Below are 20962 nucleotides of genomic sequence, written 5' to 3' on the forward strand. Positions count from 1 at the left end.
GCAAGGCTTTCAGCGCAGGGCGGCCAGCACTTCTGGTGATACCTTGCCCGTGACGGCTTGCCCGGTGGCCCTCTGCCAGGCCTCCAAGGCCGCCCTGGTCTTGGGGCCGAAGACGCCATCGGTGGACCCGGTGTCGAAGCCCAGCGCCGTCAGCCTCTCCTGCACCCGCACCCTTTCGGCCTGGGTCAGGCCCGTCGCATCGGGCGGGAAGGCGCCTTTCAACGCCCCGCCGCCATTCACCCGGTCCGACAGAACGCCAACGCCGACGATATAGCGTTCAGAGTTGTTATAGGCGCCCAGCACCCTGCCGTTGCGCAGCAAAAAGAACCCGGGCCCCGAGGAGGTCACCAGCTTGGCCTTGGCCCCGCCCGAGATGTTGCGATAGGGCACGACGCCGCGTTCGGCCCATTCCGCCACGGTGCGGGTCGCGGCCTTCACCCCCTTGGGCACCTTGACCTCGACGCCCCAGGGCTGGCCCGCCTGCCAACCGGCCTCGGCCAGGTAATGCGCGGCCGAGGCGAGGGCATCGGCGGGATCGTCTGCCCAATGGTCGGATTTCCCGTCGCCCGTCGCATCGACGGCAAAGCTGCGATAGGTCGTGGGGATGAACTGCATATGGCCCATGGCCCCCGCCCAGCCGCCCAGCATGCGGTCCGCCGTCACATCACCGTGCTGCAGGATCTTCAGGGCGGCGATGAGCTGGCTTTCAAAGAACCTCGCCCGCCGCCCCTCGTAAGCCAGGGTCGAAAGCGCTGAAATCACCGGAACCGTGCCCTTTTTCGTGCCGTAGAAGCTCTCCACCCCCCAAATCGCACAGAGAACCTCGGCCTGGACGCCGTAAGCGCGCTCCAGCTTCCGCAAGAGCCCGCCGTGGCGCGAGAGCGCGCGGCGCCCGGCCTTGACCCGCTCTTCGCTGGCGGTGATGGCGAGGTAATCCTCCATCCCATAGATCGATTCCGCCTGGTTGCGGTCCTTCTGGATGACGCCCGGGACAAAGCCCGCCCGGGCGAATGCCTGGCGAAGGGTGGTCTCGGAGATCCCGGCCTTCCGCGCCCGGGACTGAAAGCCCGCGACCCAATCCGCCCAGCCCGCATCGGCCACCGGGGTGAATTCATCCGCCAGAGCCGCAATCGGGGCCACAAGGGGCGCGGCCATCAGCCCCGCCAGAAATCCGCGCCGAGAAAGTCCTGCCAACATGAGCCACCTCTTTTCGCCGCCACCCTAACCCGCCCCCGCCCCCCTTGTCATTCCCCCGGCCACGGACCAATAGGCGCCGATGACCCTGACCACGATCTCTCAGCTTGTTTCCGCCGGTCTTTTGGACGCGGACCAGGCCCCCGGCCTGGAACCTGTGGCCGAGACCTTCCGCGTCGCGGTGACCGAGGCCATGGCCCGCCCCGAGCTTGCCGCGCAATTCGTCCCCACCTTGGCCGAGATGCTGACCCGGGCCGAAGAGCTCTCCGACCCGATCGGCGACCATGCCCATGCGCCTAGCCCCGGCCTGACCCATCGCTACCCCGACCGCGTGATCCTGCATGCGACCCAGACCTGCGAGGTCTATTGCCGCTTCTGCTTCCGCCGCGAATCGGTGGGCGCCTCGGGCCACCTGCCCGAAGCGGACCTGACCGCCGCGCTGGACCATATCGCGGCCACCCCTGCCATCCGCGAGGTCATCCTGACCGGCGGAGACCCCATGGTCCTTTCCCCCCGGCGCCTTGGCGCGCTCTTGCGGCGGCTCGACGCCATCCCCAATGTCGATGTGGTGCGCTTTCACACCCGCGTGCCCGTGGTGAACCCCGCCCGCATCACCGATGAGCTGATCGCGGCGCTGGATATCCGCCCCGCCGTCTGGGTCGTCGTCCACACCAACCACCCCGCCGAGATCACCCCCGAGGCAGAGGCCGCCTTCCGCCGCCTGACCCGCGCGGGCGTGCCGCTCCTGTCGCAATCCGTCCTGCTGAAGGGCGTGAACGCCGACCCGGACACGCTGGAAGCCCTCTTCCGCGCCCTGATCCGCAACCGGGTGAAGCCCTATTACCTGCACCATGCGGACCTCGCGAAGGGGACATCCCACTTCCGCACCACGATTGCCGAGGGCCAAAAGATCATGGAGACCCTGCGCGGCAGGCTCTCCGGCATCGCCCAGCCGACCTATGTGCTCGATATCCCCGGAGGTCACGGCAAGGTGCCCATCGGGCCCGGCTACCTGGAGCCCCGGGGCGCCCAATGGCAGGTCACCGACCCCAGGGGCCAAAGGCATGCTTACGCCGATGTGACCAATGGTGACGTGCAAGCGCCCGCGCCCGCGCCTATATTGACCCCATGAACCTGATCGCTTTCCTCGCCCCGCTCGCCTTCGCGCCCCTGCTTCTGGCCGCGCCGCTTCGTGCCGCCGAAGTGCCCCTTGCCACGCTGTCCGCCTATCTCCAGGGCCTGGTCACCGCCGAGGCCCCTTTCGAGCAGGTGAATGCCGATGGCACGACCTCCAGCGGCAAGATCATCCTGAAACGCCCAGGCTTCGCGCGGTTCGAATATGCCAAGCCCGACCGGACGCTCGTCCTGGCCTCGCAGGGCATCGTCGCGGTCTTCGACGGCAAGACCAACTCGGCGCCCCAGACCTATCAGCTGCAACAGACGCCTCTGAACCTGATCCTGGGGCGCAACATCGACCTGGTGAACTCGCGCATGGTCGTCGATCATACCGAGTTCCAGGGCGACACCCATGTCCTGGCCCAGGACCCGGCCCATGCCGACCTGGGCTCCATCGAGCTGATCTTCGGCGACAGCCCGGTGCGGCTGAAGGGCTGGATCACCACGGATGAGGCGGGCAACCAGACCTCGCTGACGCTGGGCACGCTGAAGACGGGGGAGAGCTACTCCTCCAACCTGTTTTCCATCGACCGGGAAAAGGCCCAGCGCGGGATCGACTAGCGCAGGCAGGTCCGCAGCTGCTCGCGGTACATCGCGGCCCGGGCGCCCACCTTGGCCGCGACCGTCACCAGCCAGCCCTTGGACTGGTAAGACCCATTGGCATAGCCGCGCCGGCCCTCGTGATAGGCCAGGTATTGCGCCTCGGCATCGGTCTTGGGGATGCCAAGAGCCTCGGTCGTGCCGTCGATATACCACCCCATGAAGTCGGTCGCGTCGCGGATGTTGTCGCGCCGCGCGCCCCCCCGGCGCTGGTCCTTCTTGTAGTCGTTCCAGGTGGAGTCCAGCGCCTGGGCATAGCCGTAAGCGCTGCTTTGCCGCCCCATCGGGATCACGCCCAGCGCATATTGATGCGGGGTGCGGGCATTGCCGATGAACTTGCTCTCTTGATACAGGATCGCCATCTGGACCGAGATCGGCACGCCCCATTTCGACTGGGTGGCCTTCATCGCACGCAGGTATTGCGGACGCTGACGGATCACCGAACAGGCGTCATCCAGGTTGCGCGGCGCCGAAAAGTTGCCACCGCCGCAAGAGGCGAGAAACAGCAACAGGATCGACGCACGGGATAGTCTGCTCATCTGCCCCTCATGCGTTCTTGTTTTGCGGGGAAGATAGGGCAGAAATCCGCGCTTTCCAATGGGCCTGCGCGGGTCTGACGGCGAAATCCCGCCCAACTGTCGGTTTCAGGGCCACAGATTGTTTCCCGCACGGGGCCCCGCATCGGTGGACATGAGTTTCCTACAGGTTTACTGAAAAGAACCAAGGAGACCCGGCATGATGCTTTCGACCGCCGCCAAATATCACATCGGCCAGGTGCTGCGCCATCGCAAGCATCCGTTCCGCGGTGTGGTCTTCGACGTGGACGCGATGTTCTCGAACACCGAGGAATGGTATCAGAACATCCCCGAAGAGGCCCGTCCGCCCAAGGATCAGCCCTTCTACCACCTCTTGGCCGAGAACGATCAGTCCTATTACGTCGCCTATGTCTCGGAGCAGAACCTCGTCCCCGACGAGACCGGCGAGCCGATGAGCCATCCCGACCTGCCCGATCTCTTCGGCGATTTCGAGGATGGGCGCTATCCCTTGCAGTTCCAGCTGAACTGAGCCCGCTTACCCTTCCGTAACCCCTTTCCGCTTAGCTTGGCCGCACAACCAATGCGAAAGGGTGTTCCATGAACCTGCAAACCGAACATCAGGGCGATGTCCTGCTGATCACCGTGGCCGATGACAGGATCGACGCGGCCTCTGCCATCCAGTTCAAGGAAATGATGCGGGAAATCGTCTCGGAACCCTCCGAACGCGTGGTGCTGGACATGTCCAACGTGGGCTTTCTCGATTCCTCGGGCCTGGGCGCCGTCGTCGCCGTGATGAAGGCGCTTGGCCCGGTCCGCAGGCTTGAACTTTCGGGCCTGACCGCCACGGTCGAAAAGGTCTTCCGCCTGACCCGGATGGACACGGTCTTCATCATCCACAAATCCCTGCCCGAGGGATTGCGGCATGCCAGTTGACGGGATGGCCTGTGCCATGTGTGCAGAAGCCCCCCTTCCCTCCCCCGCACCGGATGCCATCGCGGACCCGGATGCAGCGCCCCGGACGGACGGGGAATGGACCTTTGACGCAACGCCCCATGCCGTGCGCGAGGGGCTGGCCTGTCTTCTGAAGAGCCCGGCCCTGGCCTCCCTTGGAGAAGAGGATCGCGGCACCGCCGAGCTCCTCCTGGCCGAGGCGCTGAACAACGTCGTCGAACATGCCTATGCCCGCTGGACCGGCGACATCCGCATCAGCCTGAGGTCCGAGGGGTCGCATATCCAGGTCCGAATCACCGATCAGGGCCTGCCGATGCCCGGGGGCGCCCCGCCGCGCGGCGAATTGCCCGAGATCGAGGCGCAAGAGGATCTGCCCGAAGGGGGCTTCGGCTGGTTCCTGATTCGCAGCCTGTCCGAGGATCTGTCCTATCTGCGTCTGGGCGACAGCAACGCCCTGTCCTTTCGCATTCCCGTGGACAATTGGACGCGATAGGGGTGGATTGTTTCCAGTCCCGCACCGGTGACACGAAAGCGCCTTGATCCGCCCCAAATTCCGTCGCGGCACACCGGCATGATCGGTCTTGTAGCTGCATAAGGCTTCACCTCGGCGTCGCGGATCATAGCCCCCACCCAGTCCCCGACGCCGAGGTTCTACTCCCCAAAATCTTGTCCGAACTGGCCCAAGCCCCGCGCCGAAGCGCAAGGCAAAGGGGCCCTCGTCGTCAGCCCCCCAGCCAATCAGCCTGCTCCAGCCGGCCCGCTCCCGTCAGCCCTTCAAGGCGTGCCTCTCCTCCCGGCCAACCGGGACCAACCTGCCGCCCGCCCAGAGCTCCCAGTCGGCAGGGCCACCCCTGTTGCACACCCCCGCCCTCGCAGTCGGCAGGGAGCCGCTCCCCGCCGAGATCGGCCACCCAACCCGCCCTCCCAAAACGCCTCTCCTCCCGGCCAACAGGGCCCAATCTGACGCCTCCCCAGAGCTCCCAGTCGGCAGGGCCACCCCTGTTGCACACCCCCGCCCTCGCAGTCGGCAGGGAACCGTTCCCCACCGAGATCGACCTCCCATCCCGCCCGCCCAAAACGCCACTCCTCCCGGCCAACAGGGCCCAACCTGCCACCCTCCCCAGAGCTCCCAGTCGGCAGGGCCACCCCTGTTGCACGTCCCGGCTTCTCAGTCGGCAGGGCCCGATCCCCCCTTCCCCCCCGCCCCATGCCGCCCTAGTCTCCCCCGAAAGGAGACCCCATGCGCGATTTCCACCTTCCCGGCCGCTCCGCCGTCTATGCCAGCAATGGCATGGCCGCGACCTCGCATCCCCTCGCCGCCGCCACCGCCATCGACATGCTGAAACAGGGCGGCAATGCGGTGGATGCCGCCATCGCCGCAGCCCTCCTCCTCGGCATCTGCGAACCGCAGATGACCGGCATCGGCGGCGACTGCTTCATCCTGCTCAAGCCGGCGGGCTCGGACGAGGTCCTGGCCCTGAACGGCTCCGGCCGCTCCCCCGCCGCCGCGACGGCCCAAAGGCTGCGCGACCAGGGCCACAAGACCGTCCCGATCCGGGGGATCGAGGCCGTGACCCTGCCCGGCGCCATCGACGCCTTCTGCACCCTTTCCGAATCCCACGGCCGCCTTGGCCTCGCGGCCTCCCTCGCCCCCGCGATCCGCTACGCCGAAGAGGGCGTCCCCGTCGCCCCCCGCGTGGCCTTCGACTGGGCCGAAGAGGCCTCTTGCCTGCAGGGCGCGGCCCGCGACCACTACCTGATCAACGGCCAGGTCCCGAAACTCGGCCAGACCTTCCGCGCCCCCGGCCAGGCGGAAGTCCTGCGCCGCATCGCCCGCGAAGGCCGCAAGGGCTTCTACGAGGGCGAAGTGGCCGAGGACATGATCGCCTCGCTCCGCGCCCTGGGCGGCCTGCATGCCCATGACGACCTCGCCGCCGTCAAAGCCACCTGGGGCGCGCCGGTCTCGGGCGATTACGCGGGCCACGAACTCCTGGAGCACCCGCCGAACGGCCAGGGCGCCACGGCGGTCCTGATGCTCAACATCCTCAAGCATTTCGACCTCGCCTCCCTGCATCCCTTCGGCCCCGAACGCGCCCATCTGGAGGCCGAGGCGGCCAAGCTCGCCTATGATGCCCGCAACCGCTTCATCGCCGAGACCTCCCCGCGCCTCGACCACATGCTCTCACCCGAGACGGCCGCCAAACTCGCCGCCCTCATCGACCCCAAGCGCGCGATGAAGGCCGCGGCGCCGCTGACCGAGGCCGTCCACCGCGACACCGTTCTGCTGACCGTCGTCGACCGCGACGGCATGGCGGTCTCGCTGATCTATTCGATTTTCTGGGGCTTCGGCTCTGGCCTGGCCTCCACGAAGTTCGGCATCAACTTCCAGAACCGGGGCGCAGGCTTCACCCTGACCGAGGGGCACCCGAACGAACTGGCGGGCAAGAAACGCCCGATGCACACGATCATCCCCGCCATGCTGCGCCACCAGGGCCGCGTCACCATGCCCTTCGGCGTCATGGGCGGCGCCTATCAGCCCACGGGCCATGCCCGCCTCGTCACCAACCTCCTGACCTATGGCATGGACCTGCAATCGGCCATGGACGCCCCGCGCTGTTTTGCCGAACAGACCCTGTCGGTCGAGCGCGGCTATGCGCCCGAGACCCTGGCGAAACTGTCGGAAATGGGCCATGTCGTGACGATCCCCGATGAGCCCCTGGGTGGCGCGCAAGCCATCCTCATGGATGAAACCGGCGTCCTGATCGGCGCCTCTGATCCCCGGAAAGACGGCTGTGCCCTTGGATATTGACCGCAACGCCCTCGCCCAATCGATCCTCGCCCTGACGGAGGGAGAGACCGACACCGTCGCCCTCATGGCCACCGTGGTTTGCGAGCTGCACAACCATCACCCCTTCGCCGACTGGACCGGGTTCTACCGCGTCGTGGCGCCCGAGCTTCTGAAGATCGGCCCCTACCAGGGCGGCCATGGCTGCCTGGTCATCCCCTTCTCGCGCGGGGTCTGCGGCGCCTCGGCGCGGACGGGCCAGGTCCTGAACGTGCCGGATGTGGAGCACTTCCCCGACCATATCGCCTGCTCCTCGACCACGCGGTCCGAGCTGGTCCTGCCGGTCTGGAACGGCAAGGGGCGGCTTCTGGGTGTGCTGGACCTCGACAGCAACACCGAGGCCGCCTTCACCGCAGAGGACGAGGCCTGGCTCGTTCCCCTTTTGGCGCAGGTCTTCCATGACGCCGACTGAACATCCGGGGTCCTGCCTCTGCGGCGGGGTGCGCTTTACGGCGCTGGGGCCGCTTCGTCCCGTGATCGCCTGCCACTGCACGCAATGCCGCAAGCAATCGGGGCATTTCTGGGCGGCCACTTCCGTCCCGGCCACCCACCTGCACATGGAAAAGATGGAAACCCTGCGCTGGTTCGCAGCCAGTGACACCGCCCGGCGCGGCTTTTGCGGGGGCTGCGGGGCCTTCCTCTTTTGGCGGGCGACGGGCAGCCCGGATATATCCTTCGCGGCCGGAGCCCTGGACGGACCCACCGGCCTGACCATCGCCGAGGAGTGGTATTTGCCGGATGCGGGCGATTACTACACCGCGCCGCAAGAGGCGACCGAGGTCCATGGCGCCTGCCTATGCGGCGCCAACCGCTTCACCGTGCCCCATGCGGCGGGCAAGGTCTGGGCCTGTCATTGCACGCAATGCCGCAAGACCTCCGGCCATTACTCGGCCAGCTTCGACGCCGAGGATATCCACTGGCACGCGAAGGATGCCGCTAGTCATGTGGGCCCGAACGGCGGCGTGCGTGAGTTCTGCCCGACCTGCGGATCGGGCCTGACCTTCACAAAGGACGGCGTGACCTCGGTCGAGGCGGGGGTTTGCGAGAACCCGACGGGCGGCGACCTGCGGAGCCATGTCTTCGTCGGCACCAAGGGCGATTACTACACGATCCCCGAAGGCGCGGATCAGTCCCTGACCGACGGCTGAAGGGCGACCGAGGGGACGAAAGCGTAACCCTCGGGGCAGAGGATCACGGCTTCGCGCAGGCCATGGCCCTGCTTGTCGGTCGCACCAGCGAGAAGGGTGGCCTCGGCAAAAGCCTCGGCCCGCGCGGCGGCCCCGTCTGGGTCGATGCCGTGGAGCCTTATCTCTGCCCCCGAGCCCCTTGGCCCCGCCTCGGGGAGGAGGGCATAAAGCGGATGGGCGGCGAAACTGCCGTCGGAATGCAGCTGCAAGACCGCCGCGCCATGGGTGACGATGGCGAAATCCCGGCTGACGCGATGCGCCTTCAGCCCCAGGACCTGGGTCAGGAAGGCCACTTCCCGCGCCACATCCCGGCACAGAAGGTTCAGGGTGATCCCGCTCAACGCCTGGCCAAAGGTCGCGGCCTCCACCGTCTCGTAGTCCATTTCGCCCCCTCAGGTCAGCAAGACTGACCCATCCAGCCTACTTGCGCTTGCCCCCCGAAGCAAGGATTGTGCGGCCAAAGCACGGAGGCACTTATGGCACAGATCACACTTCTCGACGGCGGCATGGGGCAGGAATTGGTCCATCGCTCGGGCGATGAGCCGACGCCCCTTTGGGCGACGCGGGTGATGATCGACCATCCGGGGTTGGTGAAGGCGATCCATGCCGACTACTTCGCGGCCGGGGCCTCGGTGGCCACGACCAACACCTATAACATCCTGCATGACCGGCTGGTGGGGGTGGGCCTTGACCACTATTACCACGCCCTGCACCTGCGCGCCCTGATGGAGGCGCATGAGGCCCGCGCCGAGGCGGGGCGCGGGATCATTGCGGGCTCCATGGGGCCGCTGGGAGAGAGCTACCGGCCTGACCTGACGCCGGAGCTTGCGGTCTCGGTGCCGCTGTATGAGGAGAAGGCCCGGCTGATGGGGAGCCATGTCGATGTGGTGCTCTGCGAGACCATGTCCTCGCTGGAGCTGGCGCGGGGCGCCCTGATCGGGGCGCAGGCTGCGGGCAAGCCGGTCTGGCTCTCGGTCTCGGTTCATGACCGCGATGGGACCAAGCTGCGGTCCGGTGAAGCTTTGGCCGACCTGGCGGAGGTGCTGAAATCGGCCCCCGCAGCGGCGGTCCTGGCCAATTGCTCGATGCCCGAGGCGATGCTTTCGGCGCTTCAGGTCCTGAAAGGCTTTGGCCTGCCCTTCGGCGCCTATGCCAATGGGTTTTCCGAAATCTCCTCCCTGCCCCTGCCCGAGGGTGGCGGCGCGCCGGACTATACCCACCGCCACGACCTGACGCCCGAGCGTTATGGCGATTTCGCCATGTCCTGGGTGGACCTCGGCGCCACCATCGTCGGCGGCTGCTGCGAGGTGGGGCCCGCCCATATCGCCCATCTGCGCGACCGGCTCCTGGCCTCGGGCCACCAGATCGCATGAAGGATTTCGTCTATGATCCGCCGATTGATCCTCCGGTGATCCTGTACCAGGACGCCGCGATCCTGGTGGTGGACAAGCAGGCGGGATTGCTGTCCGTGCCGGGCAAGCTGGAGGGGCGGGAAGATTGCCTCGAGCGTCGCCTGCGCCTGGCCTATCCCGGCACGCTTCTGGTGCATCGGCTGGATTGCGACACGTCCGGCGTGATGATCTTTGCCCGCAACAAGGCGGCGCAGGGGTTCCTGGGCCAGGAATTCGAGAAACGCCGGGCGAAGAAGTCCTATGTGGCAAGGGTTTACGGAGAGCTGCGCCCCGATGCGGGCCAGGTCGATGCGGCCCTTTGTGCCGATTGGCCGAACCGCCCGCGCCAGATGATCGACCCGGTCAACGGGCGGCCCGCGGTGACGGATTGGCAGGTCATCGGGCGCGAAGAGGGCGCCACCCGCGTCCGCCTGCATCCCCTGACGGGGCGCAGCCACCAGCTTCGCGTCCATATGCTGAGCCTCGGTCACCCAATCATCGGCGACCCGATCTATGCGGAAGATATGCCGGAGGCGCCCCGCCTGATGCTCCATGCCGAGACCCTGGGCCTGCATCATCCCGCGTCGGGCGAATGGGTGGAGTTCGCCGCCCCGGTGCCCTTCTAAGACCCGGGGTATACCCCGGGCTACGCTGGGGACCGAGAGCCCTAGCCGACCACGACCGGCTTGATTTTGAACGCTACGGCGGCGTTGCGTAGCCCGGGGTATAACCCGGGGACTACGCCTCCCAAAGCTCCGGCTGGCGTTCGTAGGCGATATACAAGGGATGCTTCGGGATCCCGGCGATCGAAAGCCCGAGGTGGTAAAGCGCATGGCCCTGGCCACGCAGCAGGTTTTCCACCGCCGCCCCCCGCCCCAGATGCGCGCCATGCGTCCCCCAGGCAGCGACGATCCGGTCGGCCTGGGCCGCCATCTCCAGGATGGCCCGGTCATTCTCGGGGCCGATGGGATCGGCCTGCGCCCGCATCACTTTCGGATCGGTCGCCCTATAGGCAAAGATATTCCCCACCGCAAAGCTGCCAAAGCCCAGGGCCCGCGCCCGCCTTTCGCAGCGCTCGACCGTTGGGTCATTCTGCACCTCGGTCGCGGTCGAGGGGTTGAGCATGACAAACAGCACCCGGGGCCCGGGCGCCCAGACGCGCTCCAGCCGGTAGCGATAGGCTTCGCAGTCCGAATAGACCGCGACGCTTTCGGCGTCCCCCTTCAGATGCCGCCTTGTGATCATGCGACAAAGACGCGGGAGGGGTGGAACTGGCCCATCTTCACCTCGCCGATCCCGAGCGCCTCGCCCTGGTGGGAGGCCCAGCAGATCCCCTCGGCAGATTGGAACACATCTCCGGGGTTGCCGAGGCGGATGCGGCGGGCGCCGTCGAGCGTTGTCTCCACCATGGGGAAATCGGCGAGCGCCGACTGGATCGGCAGAAGCGAGGCCTCCAAAGCCTCGGGGGTCAGGGCAAGCGCCGCCTCCCAGGTCAGGGCATCGGCGGCATCGAAGGGGCCCGACCAGATGCGCCGCAGCCAGGCGACATGGGCAGCAGTGCCCAAAGCCCGCCCGAGGTCGCGGGCAATGGAGCGCACATAGCCGCCCTTGCCGCAGACCATCTCCAGCACGACCGAATCGGGAGAGGGGCGGTCCACCACCTCCAGGCTTTCGACCCACAAAGGCCGGGCCTGAAGCTCGAACTCCTCACCCTCGCGCGCCAGATCATAGGCCCGCTCGCCATCGACCTTGACGGCGGAGACCCGGGGCGGAACCTGAAGGATATCGCCCCGGAAGGCGCAAAGGGCCGCCGCAATCGCCTCATCCGTGGGGCGCACCGGTGACGAAGAAACCACCTCCCCCTCGGCGTCATCCGTCGAGGTCTCGGCTCCGAAGCGCACCTCGAAGCGGTAAGCCTTCAGGCTGTCGGTCAGGAGAGACACCGTCTTGGTCGCCTCGCCAAAGGCCACGGCCAGGACCCCGGTCGCGGCCGGGTCCAGGGTCCCCGCATGGCCCGCCTTCTTGGCCTTCATCAGCCAGCGCAGCTTGTTCACGATATCGGTCGAGCCAATGCCCGCAGGCTTGTCGATCACCAGCCAACCCGTCACGGGCCGCCCCTTGCGTGCCATTATTCCACGACTCCGACGATGGGGCCGATGGCGAAGCCACCGCCCTGACGGCCAATCTCGGGCGCATAGAGCCGCGAGATCGAGCCGTCGAAATACAGCGCATCCCGCGCCCCCAAGGCATCCCGGAAGAACCGCGCGAAACGGTCGAAATTCACCCGTTGTTCGGAAAGCACAAACCAGGCGGTCTTTCCGTCCTTGGAAACCCCCACACCGTTGCGAATGTTCAAGCTGTCGGAATCCGGTTTGAAGGACGGATGCAGCGCGCCCTCGATCACCAGCATGGGGCCGGACTGGGAGGCATAGCGGCATTCCGGCGGATCGACCTTGAAGGCCCGACTTTCGACGACCGAAAACCGCTTGCCGATGCAGAAGACGCCATTGGGAAGAAGCCCGAAATTCCCCGGCCCGTCGCGGGTCACCAGGCCATGGGCCTGGACCCCGTCCTCGATGTAAAGCCCGACCGGGGAGAGGTCGGGCTGATACATCCCGGCATTCATCGCCCAGACCAGCCGCCGAGGCGCCAAGGCCCGGTCCACCGGGCCGAAACCACCATAGGGCTGGCCATTGGCGTCCTTGAGAAACAGCCGCAGGTCATCGCCCGCCTTGGCCTCGCAGACGGCCATGGGCACATCCTCGAAGGTCATGCGCGTGCAATCCGCCGCAGCCTCTTGCGCCAGGGCCAGAAGGCCAAGAACCAGCCAGCGCATCACTCTTCCGGCTCGTCCTTGGCCGCGATGTCGCGCTGCACCACGGGATCGGAGAAGAGCCGTCGGGTCTCGTCCATGCGGTCATAGGTCTCATCGGCGCGGAAGCGCAGGTCGGGGGCATGGCGCAGGATGACCTCTTCCGAGACCTTCTTGCGGATGATGCCCTTGTGCCGCGCCAAGGCCGCGATGGCCTCTTCGACGGAACCCTTGCCGAACAAGGGCATGACATAGATCGTGGCGACCTTGAGGTCGGCCGAGACCGAGACTTCGCCCACCGTGATCGGGATGGCGTCGAAGGCCGGGTCGTGGATTTCGCCGCGTTGCAGGAGCTCTGACAGCACCCGGCGGATCATTTCGCCCACGCGCAGCTGGCGCTGTCCGGGGCCTTTGGAGGATTGTTTTGCCATGAGGCCTGATAGGACCAAAAGCCCCTGCCCGCAAGCGCAAGGGCTTTCCGCCCCCCCGAAATGGCGGTAAACGGCTGTCAAACGGAGGGATATCATGGAAAAGCCGGGCATCGTGATCACGGGGGCCTCGGGCCGCATGGGGCAGGCCCTGGCGAAACTGGTGGTGGCCCAGGGTCGCTTCCAGATCGTGGGGGCCATCGAACGCGAGGGCTCGGCCGCCCTGGGCCGCGACCTCGGCGCGCTTTGCGGGCTGGGAGAGTTGGGCGTCACGGTCACCGATGACCCCCTGCCCGCCTTTGCCAAGGCAAGGGCCCTGGTGGACTTCACCTCCCCGGCGGCCTCGGTCGCCTTTGCGGCTTTGGCGGCGCAGGCGCGCCTCGTGCATGTGGTCGGCACCACGGGGATGGAGCCGGAACATCACCGCAAGCTCGACCTCGCCGCCCATCATGCGGTGGTCATCCAGGCGGGGAACATGAGCCTTGGGGTGAACCTTCTGACGCGCCTGACGCAAAAGATCGCCGAGGCGCTGGATGCCGATTGGGACATCGAGATCGTCGAGGCCCATCACCGCATGAAGGTCGATGCCCCCTCGGGCACGGCGCTGATGCTGGGCGAGGCCGCCGCCAAGGGGCGCGGCATCGACCATGACAAGGCCCGCGTCTCGGGCCGCGACGGGATCACCGGGGCGCGCGAAAAGGGCACGATCGGCTACAGCGCCATCCGCGGCGGCGATATCGTCGGCGAACACGACGTGATCTTCGCCGCCGATGGCGAGCGCATCATCCTGCGCCACATCGCCACCGACCGCGCCCTCTTTGCGCGCGGGGCTCTCAAGGCCGCCGCCTGGGGGCTGGACCAGAAGCCGGGGCGCTATGACATGATGGATGTTCTCGGGCTGTAAAGGTCGCAGGGGGGCTGTCTGCCCCCCTCACCCCCCGAGGATACTTGATCCAGTATGAAAGCCATGCATCCCTTTCATACTGACCCAAACATCCCGGGGTGAGGCGCGAAGCGCCGAGGGGCAGCGCCCCTCACTTCCTTCTTCCCTTTCCTCCGATTCTGCGCTAGACGCCGCCATCCCGAAAGGGACCAAGGGCCTTGCTGGACGACATCCCGGCTCGTGCCGTCACCCTCAGATATGGAGATCCCGATGTCGATCACTGCCGAAGACAAGGCCCGCGTCATCAAGGAATATGCGACCAAGGAAGGCGACACCGGTTCGCCCGAGGTTCAGGTCGCGATCCTGTCGCACCGCATTGCCGCCCTGACCGAGCACTTCAAGGGCCACAAGAAAGACAACCATTCGCGTCGCGGCCTTTTGGCCCTCGTCGCCCAGCGCCGCAAGCTCCTGGACTACCTCAAGGGCAAGGACCAGGCGCGTTACGCGACCCTGATCCAGCGCCTCGCGCTGCGTCGCTGATCGCAAGACCAGACTGACAGGCGCCCGGAGGTCTCCTCCGGGCGTTTTGCTTTGGCCCGGGGCCTGGGCCTCGGAAAGCTTGCGCTTCGGGCGGCTTTGAGGGACGTTCTGGCCATGACCCATCTGCGCAAGAGACTGCTCTTATCCCTGGCGGCAGCCCTGTTTTACGCGGGACTAGGCTATCTGGTGATCTGGGCCGTCCCGCCGGGCGACAGCATGCCCTTCTTTGCCGGCCTTGTGCTTCTGCCCATGGGGCTTGCCTCGGTCGCCACGACCCTGGCAAATCCGCATGGCGATGGCGGCGCCTGGGGAGAGGTCAAACGGTCCTGGATCGTGCTGGGCGCTGCCATCCTGCTTTCTGCCGTGGTCTTTGGCGAGGGGATCCTTTGCCTTGTGATCGCCTCGCCCGTGCTGGGGCTGTTTTCCGCCTTGGGCGCCATCCTGACCCATGCGCTCTTGCGCCGCCTTGCGCCCGCCTCGGTGGCCGGGGTCTTCTGCCTGATGCCCTTCGTCCTTCTGCCGTTGGAGCCCTATCTCTCCTGGCAGGCCAGCGCGGGCCGGGTCGTCACGGTCATCGAGATCGATGCCCCTCCCGCCGAGGTCTGGCGCCACACGGTCGAGATCCCGCAGATCGACGCGGAGGCCCTGCCCTGGACGATCAGCCACGACCTCCTGGGCCTGCCCCAGCCCATCGACGCAAGGCTTCCCCCGGGGTCAGGCGTCCGGCAGTTGCGCTGGACGCGGGGCATCGCCTTCCAGGAAGTCATCACCGACTGGCAAGAGAACCGCGCGCTCTCCTGGACCTTCCGTTTCGACGAGAGCTCGATCCCCGACGAGATCGACCGCCATATCCAGGTCGAAAGCCGCTATCTGCACCTTGAAGGCGGCGGCTATGTGCTGGAGCCCCTGGGGCAAGGCACAAGGCTGACCCTGACCACGGATTATGTCGTGACCTCGCCCCTGAACTTCTATTTCAAGGCCTGGGGCGACCTGATGCTGAACGACTTCCACCACGCGGTTCTGACGGTGATCAAGGCGCGGGCCGAGGGGTGATCCGATCGATCAGCCGGAAGGCCAGGGGATTGGCGATGATCGACAGGATGGCGCCGGCGACGACCAGGGCCACGGCCTCGTCAGGCACCAGGGCCAGTTTCACCCCCAGGACGATCAGGATGAAAGAGAACTCGCCGATCTGCGCCAGGCTGGCCGAGATCGTCAGCGCCACCGATTTGTCATGGCCGAAGGCGCGGACGATGCCATAGGCGGCGGCCGATTTGCCCAGGGTGATGATCAGGAAAGTGGCCAGCACGGTCAGCGGCTCTTCCACCAGGATGGCCGGGTCGAAGAGCATGCCCACCGAGACGAAGAACAGGACGGCGAAGGCATCGCGGAGCGGCAGCGTGTCCTTGGCGGCCTGGGTGGCAAGCTTGCTTTCCGCCAGCACCATGCCCGCGAAGAAGGCGCCCAGCGCAAAGGAAACGCCGAAGAGCTTGGCCGAGCCATAGGCCACGCCAAGCGCAATCGCGAGAACTCCCAGCCGGAAGAGCTCTCGCGAGCCGGTATGGGCGGTGTAATGCAGCACCATGGGGATGGTCCGCCGCCCCAGGATCAGCATCAGCGCGACGAAGACCCCGACCTTGACCGCCGTCAGTCCCAGCGTCGCCCAAAGCGGCTGCACCCCAAGCGAGGCGACCAGCCCCCCCGAGGTCCCGCCCAAGAGCCCGGCAAGCGGCGGCAGAAGCACAAGGGTCAGGACCATGGCCAGGTCCTCGACGATCAGCCAGCCCACCGCGATGCGGCCCTTGTCGGTGGCGACCTCCTTACGCTCTTGCAGGGCGCGCAGCAGCACCACGGTCGAGGCGACCGAGAGCGAGAGGCCGAAGACCAGGCCCGCCCCCGGGCTCCAGCCCAGCGCCCAGGCCAGGCCCATGCCCATCAGTGTCGCCACCGCGATCTGGCCGATGGCGCCCGGGATGGCGATGGCGCGCACCGACAGAAGGTCGCGGAGCGAGAAATGCAGCCCCACGCCGAACATCAGGAGGATGACCCCGATCTCGGCCAGCTCTGTCGCCAGCGCCGCATCGGCCACGAAACCGGGGGTGAAGGGTCCGACGCAGATCCCCGCCGCGAGATAGCCCACAATGGGCGGCAGGCGCAGCCTCTGGGCGATGAGGCCGAAGAGGAAGGCAAGGCCAAGGCCCATGGCGATCGTGGCAATCAGCGGCGTGTCGTGGGGCATCGGTTCTCCCTTTTTGCCCAAGGTAAGCAGGTATCGGGGGGGATCAACCGCGGGGCCCCGGATTTCCCGCCCCTTGGGCGATTTTCTTGACGGCGCCATCGGTTGTGCCCTGCAAAGCGTCGCAAATGGCCCATGGCGCGGGCGGTGGGCGGGCCAGTCTCGCGCCATGCAGCGCCCCTGGCTCTTCCCGCTTCTTGCCGCCGCCATGGTCATCTCCTGGTCGGGCGGCTTCATCGGCATCCGCTTTGCCACCGAGGGCGCCGCCGTCGAGACCATGCTCTTCTGGCGCTCCCTCGCCTCGGGGCTGATCCTTCTGCCCTTTGCGCTGCGGGGGCCTGCCATCGGGGCAAGGGCGGCGCTGGCGCAGGGGCTGCTCTCCTTCCTGGGGATGTTTCTCTATCTCGGAGGCTTCTCTTGGGCCATCGCGCTTCGGGTGCCCACCGGGCTCGTGGCGCTGATGGCCGATCTCGTGCCCCTGGCCATCGCGGCCCTGGCCTGGCCGATGCTGGGACAGCGCTGGACGGGGCGCCAGGCCCTGGGCACCCTGATCGGCATTGCGGGCGTGGCCCTGACCACGGCGCCAGCGCTGCGGCTGGGCCATGCGCCGCTGTACGCCTATGCCCTGCCCGTCCTGGGCATGGTGACCTTCGGCCTCGCCACCGTCCTGCAAAAGCGCAGCCCCGGCCTTGGCATCGTGCAGCGGCTTTGCCTGCAATGCCTCTGGGCCGCGCTTTTCTTCTCCCCCTTCGCAGCCCTGGGCGGAGGCCTCGTCCCGCCCATGACCTTCGTGGCGCTGGGGGGCATCGCCTGGCTGGTTCTGGTGGCGACGCTGGCCTCCTGGGGGATCTATTACCTCTGCCTCAGGCTTTACCCGCCGAACCGGGTGGCGGCCCTCATCTACCTTTCGCAGCCGCTGACCATGGTCTGGGCCCATCTCGTCTTTGCCGAGCCCCTGACCCTGGGGATGATTGCGGGGCTTGTGGTCACCCTGGGAGGGGTCGCCTTGGTCTCGGGGCAAGAGACGGCGTAAAGACTTCGTCAATCCTTGGCTGGTAGCAGAAGGCAAATGCAAAGAATTTGCCGAGGATTGGATGGAAACCCTGCGACTTGAGATGACGCCGCGCCTGCGCGATTTCCTTTGGGAGAAGCGCATCGTGCCCAAGCCCTGGCGGACCAAGGGGCTCGACCGCATCAAGAGCCTGCATTTCCCCGATGACCTGGAGGTCGAGCCCTATACCCGCCATGTCTTCCGGCCCGGCGATGGGGCGATGCTGCTCTCTTCCTCGCGGCACATGACCTACCAGCATGCCCAGCTTGCGGGCTCTCGGATCGGGGCCTTTTGCTCGATCGCGCGGGGGGTGGAAGAGATGGGCGACACCCATCCGATGGACCGGGTGACGAGCCACTCCCTGGGCTATGGGTCCTATTATCACCAGATGGCGCTGGAGCTTGGCGCGGAAGAATACCGACCGTGGAGCGCGTACAACGCCCGCGCGCCCCATGTGAAGATCGGCAACGATGTCTGGATCGGGGCCCAGGCCATGCTGAAGGGCGGCATCACCATCGGCGATGGCGCGGTGATCGGGGCGCGGTCGGTGGTGACCAAGGATGTGCCGCCCTATGCCGTGGTGGTGGGCCAGCCCGCCCGCATCCTGCGCCACCGCTTCGCCCCCGAGATCTGCGCCAGGCTTCTGGCGACGCGCTGGTGGGATTACTCGCTGGGCGACCTCGCGCGGTTCTCCTTCGACGACCCTCTGGCCTTTTGCGAGGCTTTCGAGGCCGCCAGCCCCGGCCTCTCTCCGCGCGACGTGGCACCGATCACGGTCGCCATGCTGCAGGAGATGGCGTGAAATCTCGCCGCTTCCCAAGAGGTCGGTTTTGGTGTAAGCGCGGCGCATCTGCGACGTGAGGCCCCACCCCCGGGCCCGTGCATCAGGATTGGGGGCGGCGGCAATGGGGCCGCCATATGTGTGAGGGAACCGGCAGGGGCCGGCCCTTCCGAGGAAACGATATATGTTCAACGAAACCAAGAAATCGATCCAGTGGGGCAACGAAACGCTCACCCTGGAAACCGGCAAGGTTGCGCGTCAGGCCGATGGGTCGGTGATCGCGACCCTGGGTGAGACCTCCGTCATGGCCAACGTGACCTTCGCGAAATCCGCGAAGCCGGGCCAGGACTTCTTCCCGCTGACCGTGCATTACCAAGAGAAATACTATGCGGCCGGCAAGATCCCCGGCGGCTTCTTCAAGCGCGAGGCGCGTCCGTCCGAAAAGGAGACCCTGGTCTCCCGCCTGATCGACCGTCCCTGCCGTCCGCTCTTCGTCGAGGGCTTCAAGAACGAAGTGCTCGTCATGGCGACCGTGCTCTCCTGCGACCTGGTCAATGACCCGGACGTGGTGGCGATGATCGCGGCCTCCGCCGCCCTGACCATTTCGGGCGTGCCCTTCATGGGCCCGATCGGCGCCGCGCGCGTGGGCTTCGCGAATGGCCAATACGTGCTGAACCCCGCCATGGACGACATGACGCAGCTGCGCAACAACGCAGAGCAGCGTCTGGACCTGGTCATCGCCGGCACGAAAGACGCCGTGATGATGGTGGAATCCGAGGCCTATGAGCTGACCGAAGAGGAAATGCTGGGCGCGGTCAAATTCGGCCATGACGCCATGCAGCCGGTGATCGACCTGATCATCTCGCTGGCCGAAACCTCGGCCAAAGAGCCCTTCGACTTCACGCCCCCCGATATCTCGGCGCTCTATGCCAAGGTGAAGGCCGCCGGTGAGGCCCAGATGCGCGCCGCTTTCGCGATCCGCGACAAGCAAGAGCGCACCAATGCGATCTCGGCCGCGGCCAAGGCCATCGTGGCCAGCCTTTCCGAAGAGGAGCAGGCTGACATCAACCTCGGTTCCGCGATCAAGAAGCTGGAAAGCTCGATCCTGCGCGGTGACATCATCAACGGTGGCGCGCGCATCGACGGGCGTGACAACAAGACCGTGCGTCCGATCAACGTGGAAACCGGCATCCTGCCGCGCACCCATGGTTCGGCCCTGTTCACCCGTGGCGAAACCCAGTCGCTTTGCGTGGCGACGCTCGGCACCGGCGAGGATGAGCAGATCATCGACGCGCTGAACGGCAACTATCGGTCGAACTTCCTCCTGCACTACAACTTCCCGCCCTATTCGGTCGGCGAAGTGGGCCGCGTGGGCTCGCCGGGTCGTCGTGAAATCGGCCATGGCAAGCTCGCCTGGCGCGCGCTGCAGGCGGTTCTGCCGGCGGCGACCGACTTCCCCTATACGGTCCGTCTGGTCTCGGAAATCACCGAGTCGAACGGTTCGTCGTCCATGGCCACCGTCTGCGGCTCGGCCCTGGCCATGCTGGATGCGGGCGTGCCGCTGAAGGCTGCGGTTGCTGGCGTCGCCATGGGTCTGATCCTGGAAGACGACGGCAAATGGGCCGTGCTGACCGATATCCTCGGCGACGAGGATCACCTCGGCGACATGGACTTCAAGGTTGCCGGCACCGCCACCGGCATCACCACGATGCAGATGGACATCAAGGTCGCGGGCATCACGCCCGAGATCATGGCCCAGGCCCTGGCCCAGGCCAAGGATGGCCGCCTGCACATCCTGGGCGAGATGGCCAAGTCGATCACCGGCCCGGCCAAGTTCTCGGCCTATGCCCCCAAGATCGAGACCATGACCATCCCGACCGACAAGATCCGTGAAGTGATCGGCTCGGGCGGCAAGGTCATCCGCGAGATTGTGGAAACCTCCGGCGCCAAGGTCGACATCAACGACGACGGCACGATCAAGATCGCCTCTTCGGATGCGGCCGCGATCAAGCGCGCCTATGACATGATCTATTCGATCGTGGCAGAGCCCGAAGAAGGCCATATCTACACCGGCAAAGTGGTGAAACTGGTCGATTTCGGCGCCTTCGTGAACTTCTTCGGCAAGCGGGACGGCCTGGTGCACGTCAGCCAGATCGCGGGCAAGCGTCTGAACCACCCGAACGAGATCCTGAAGGAAGGCCAAGAGGTCAAGGTCAAGCTCCTGGGCTTCGACGAGCGTGGCAAGGTCCGCCTCGGCATGAAGATGGTCGACCAGGAAACCGGGCTGGAAATCACCCCCGAGAAGGAATCGGCCGAGGGCTAAGCCCCTTTCGGCGCGACCCCAGGCCCCC

General features: G+C 66.4%; 24 protein-coding genes. 16 read left to right on the plus strand and 8 right to left on the minus strand.

Annotated elements, in window-relative coordinates; all coding sequences use genetic code 11:
* Positions 1 to 9 precede the first annotated feature (9 nt).
* Complete coding sequence (locus tag GV832_RS18335; protein ID WP_168776338.1) at positions 10 to 1197, minus strand: lytic murein transglycosylase; 1188 nt, start codon at positions 1195 to 1197, stop codon at positions 10 to 12.
* Between the two features lie 79 nt (positions 1198 to 1276).
* On the opposite strand from GV832_RS18335, the gene GV832_RS18340 reads away from it, so the two are divergent.
* Entirely contained in the window at positions 1277 to 2326 is a 1050-nt protein-coding gene (locus GV832_RS18340) for a lysine-2,3-aminomutase-like protein (protein WP_168776339.1), read from the plus strand.
* Positions 2323 to 2931, plus strand: a complete 609-nt coding sequence (locus GV832_RS18345) for a LolA family protein (protein WP_168776340.1) — start codon at positions 2323 to 2325, stop codon at positions 2929 to 2931. Before GV832_RS18340 ends, GV832_RS18345 begins: the two co-directional genes overlap by 4 nt.
* Here the strand turns inward: GV832_RS18345 and GV832_RS18350 are convergent.
* Positions 2928 to 3509, minus strand: coding sequence for a transglycosylase SLT domain-containing protein (locus tag GV832_RS18350; protein WP_168776341.1), 582 nt, complete (start codon positions 3507 to 3509; stop codon positions 2928 to 2930). The two genes, GV832_RS18345 and GV832_RS18350, sit on opposite strands and share 4 nt — an antisense overlap.
* 199 nt (positions 3510 to 3708) lie before the next feature.
* On the opposite strand from GV832_RS18350, the gene hspQ reads away from it, so the two are divergent.
* The 6 genes from hspQ (at position 3709) to GV832_RS22120 (ending at position 8450) form a co-directional block, all read left to right on the plus strand.
* The gene (hspQ, locus tag GV832_RS18355; RefSeq protein WP_168776366.1) at positions 3709 to 4035 is read left to right on the plus strand and encodes a heat shock protein HspQ; all 327 of its coding nucleotides are present in this window, start codon (positions 3709 to 3711) and stop codon (positions 4033 to 4035) included.
* Between the two features lie 68 nt (positions 4036 to 4103).
* The gene (locus GV832_RS18360; protein ID WP_168776342.1) at positions 4104 to 4439 is read left to right on the plus strand and encodes an STAS domain-containing protein; all 336 of its coding nucleotides are present in this window, start codon (positions 4104 to 4106) and stop codon (positions 4437 to 4439) included.
* A 16-nt stretch (positions 4440 to 4455) separates the two neighbouring features.
* Complete coding sequence (locus GV832_RS18365) at positions 4456 to 4950, plus strand: ATP-binding protein (protein ID WP_168776343.1); 495 nt, start codon at positions 4456 to 4458, stop codon at positions 4948 to 4950.
* Between the two features lie 747 nt (positions 4951 to 5697).
* Positions 5698 to 7266, plus strand: a complete 1569-nt coding sequence (locus GV832_RS18370) for a gamma-glutamyltransferase family protein (protein WP_168776344.1) — start codon at positions 5698 to 5700, stop codon at positions 7264 to 7266.
* A complete protein-coding gene (locus tag GV832_RS18375) occupies positions 7256 to 7714 on the plus strand; it encodes a GAF domain-containing protein (protein WP_227754526.1) in 459 nt (152 codons plus the stop codon). The genes GV832_RS18370 and GV832_RS18375 overlap by 11 nt, the downstream gene beginning before the upstream one ends.
* The gene (locus tag GV832_RS22120; protein ID WP_227754524.1) at positions 7701 to 8450 is read left to right on the plus strand and encodes a GFA family protein; all 750 of its coding nucleotides are present in this window, start codon (positions 7701 to 7703) and stop codon (positions 8448 to 8450) included. The genes GV832_RS18375 and GV832_RS22120 overlap by 14 nt, the downstream gene beginning before the upstream one ends.
* Here GV832_RS22120 and GV832_RS18385 read toward each other — a convergent pair.
* Positions 8429 to 8872, minus strand: a complete 444-nt coding sequence (locus tag GV832_RS18385) for a VOC family protein (RefSeq protein ID WP_168776345.1) — start codon at positions 8870 to 8872, stop codon at positions 8429 to 8431. The two genes, GV832_RS22120 and GV832_RS18385, sit on opposite strands and share 22 nt — an antisense overlap.
* 93 nt (positions 8873 to 8965) lie before the next feature.
* On the opposite strand from GV832_RS18385, the gene GV832_RS18390 reads away from it, so the two are divergent.
* Together GV832_RS18390 and GV832_RS18395 are read left to right on the plus strand one after the other, a co-directional pair.
* Positions 8966 to 9862 (plus strand): homocysteine S-methyltransferase family protein, encoded by an 897-nt coding sequence (locus tag GV832_RS18390; protein ID WP_168776346.1) that lies wholly within the window; start codon positions 8966 to 8968, stop codon positions 9860 to 9862.
* Entirely contained in the window at positions 9859 to 10506 is a 648-nt protein-coding gene (locus tag GV832_RS18395; RefSeq protein WP_168776347.1) for an RluA family pseudouridine synthase, read from the plus strand. The genes GV832_RS18390 and GV832_RS18395 overlap by 4 nt, the downstream gene beginning before the upstream one ends.
* A 112-nt stretch (positions 10507 to 10618) precedes the next feature.
* On the opposite strand, the gene GV832_RS18400 is transcribed toward GV832_RS18395, so the two are convergent.
* Genes GV832_RS18400 through rbfA form a run of 4 tightly spaced genes read right to left on the minus strand, consistent with a single transcriptional unit; the run spans position 10619 to position 13123 of the window.
* Positions 10619 to 11125 (minus strand): DUF1643 domain-containing protein, encoded by a 507-nt coding sequence (locus GV832_RS18400; RefSeq protein ID WP_168776348.1) that lies wholly within the window; start codon positions 11123 to 11125, stop codon positions 10619 to 10621.
* Positions 11122 to 12009 (minus strand): tRNA pseudouridine(55) synthase TruB, encoded by an 888-nt coding sequence (gene truB, locus GV832_RS18405; RefSeq protein ID WP_168776349.1) that lies wholly within the window; start codon positions 12007 to 12009, stop codon positions 11122 to 11124. The genes GV832_RS18400 and truB overlap by 4 nt, the downstream gene beginning before the upstream one ends.
* Positions 12009 to 12716 (minus strand): phosphodiester glycosidase family protein, encoded by a 708-nt coding sequence (locus tag GV832_RS18410; protein WP_168776350.1) that lies wholly within the window; start codon positions 12714 to 12716, stop codon positions 12009 to 12011. The genes truB and GV832_RS18410 overlap by 1 nt, the downstream gene beginning before the upstream one ends.
* The gene (gene rbfA, locus GV832_RS18415; protein ID WP_168776351.1) at positions 12716 to 13123 is read right to left on the minus strand and encodes a 30S ribosome-binding factor RbfA; all 408 of its coding nucleotides are present in this window, start codon (positions 13121 to 13123) and stop codon (positions 12716 to 12718) included. The genes GV832_RS18410 and rbfA overlap by 1 nt, the downstream gene beginning before the upstream one ends.
* 91 nt (positions 13124 to 13214) lie before the next feature.
* Here rbfA and dapB point away from each other — a divergent pair, with 91 nt between their 5' ends.
* The 3 genes from dapB to GV832_RS18430 all read left to right on the plus strand — a co-directional run bounded on the left by dapB (position 13215) and on the right by GV832_RS18430 (position 15596).
* Complete coding sequence (dapB, locus tag GV832_RS18420) at positions 13215 to 14024, plus strand: 4-hydroxy-tetrahydrodipicolinate reductase (protein ID WP_354001986.1); 810 nt, start codon at positions 13215 to 13217, stop codon at positions 14022 to 14024.
* Positions 14025 to 14273: 249 nt separating this feature from the next.
* Positions 14274 to 14543 carry a 30S ribosomal protein S15 gene (gene rpsO, locus GV832_RS18425; protein WP_168776353.1) on the plus strand — a complete coding sequence of 90 codons (270 nt, stop codon included), beginning with the start codon at positions 14274 to 14276 and terminating at the stop codon, positions 14541 to 14543.
* Positions 14544 to 14657: 114 nt separating this feature from the next.
* On the plus strand, positions 14658 to 15596 hold the full coding sequence (locus tag GV832_RS18430) for an SRPBCC family protein (protein ID WP_168776354.1): 939 nt from the start codon (positions 14658 to 14660) through the stop codon (positions 15594 to 15596).
* On the opposite strand, the gene GV832_RS18435 is transcribed toward GV832_RS18430, so the two are convergent.
* Positions 15574 to 16782 carry a cation:proton antiporter domain-containing protein gene (locus GV832_RS18435; protein WP_168776355.1) on the minus strand — a complete coding sequence of 403 codons (1209 nt, stop codon included), beginning with the start codon at positions 16780 to 16782 and terminating at the stop codon, positions 15574 to 15576. The genes GV832_RS18430 and GV832_RS18435 overlap by 23 nt on opposite strands.
* A gap of 166 nt (positions 16783 to 16948) precedes the next feature.
* On the opposite strand from GV832_RS18435, the gene GV832_RS18440 reads away from it, so the two are divergent.
* From GV832_RS18440 to pnp, 3 genes are all read left to right on the plus strand, one after another.
* Positions 16949 to 17812, plus strand: a complete 864-nt coding sequence (locus tag GV832_RS18440) for a DMT family transporter (RefSeq protein ID WP_168776356.1) — start codon at positions 16949 to 16951, stop codon at positions 17810 to 17812.
* Positions 17813 to 17894: 82 nt separating this feature from the next.
* A complete protein-coding gene (locus tag GV832_RS22445; protein ID WP_168776357.1) occupies positions 17895 to 18632 on the plus strand; it encodes a CatB-related O-acetyltransferase in 738 nt (245 codons plus the stop codon).
* A 163-nt stretch (positions 18633 to 18795) separates the two neighbouring features.
* Positions 18796 to 20934 carry a polyribonucleotide nucleotidyltransferase gene (pnp, locus tag GV832_RS18450; protein ID WP_168776358.1) on the plus strand — a complete coding sequence of 713 codons (2139 nt, stop codon included), beginning with the start codon at positions 18796 to 18798 and terminating at the stop codon, positions 20932 to 20934.
* The last annotated feature ends 28 nt before the right edge of the window (positions 20935 to 20962 follow it).

The organism is Stagnihabitans tardus (assembly GCF_009925085.1).
Classification (GTDB): domain Bacteria; phylum Pseudomonadota; class Alphaproteobacteria; order Rhodobacterales; family Rhodobacteraceae; genus Stagnihabitans; species Stagnihabitans tardus.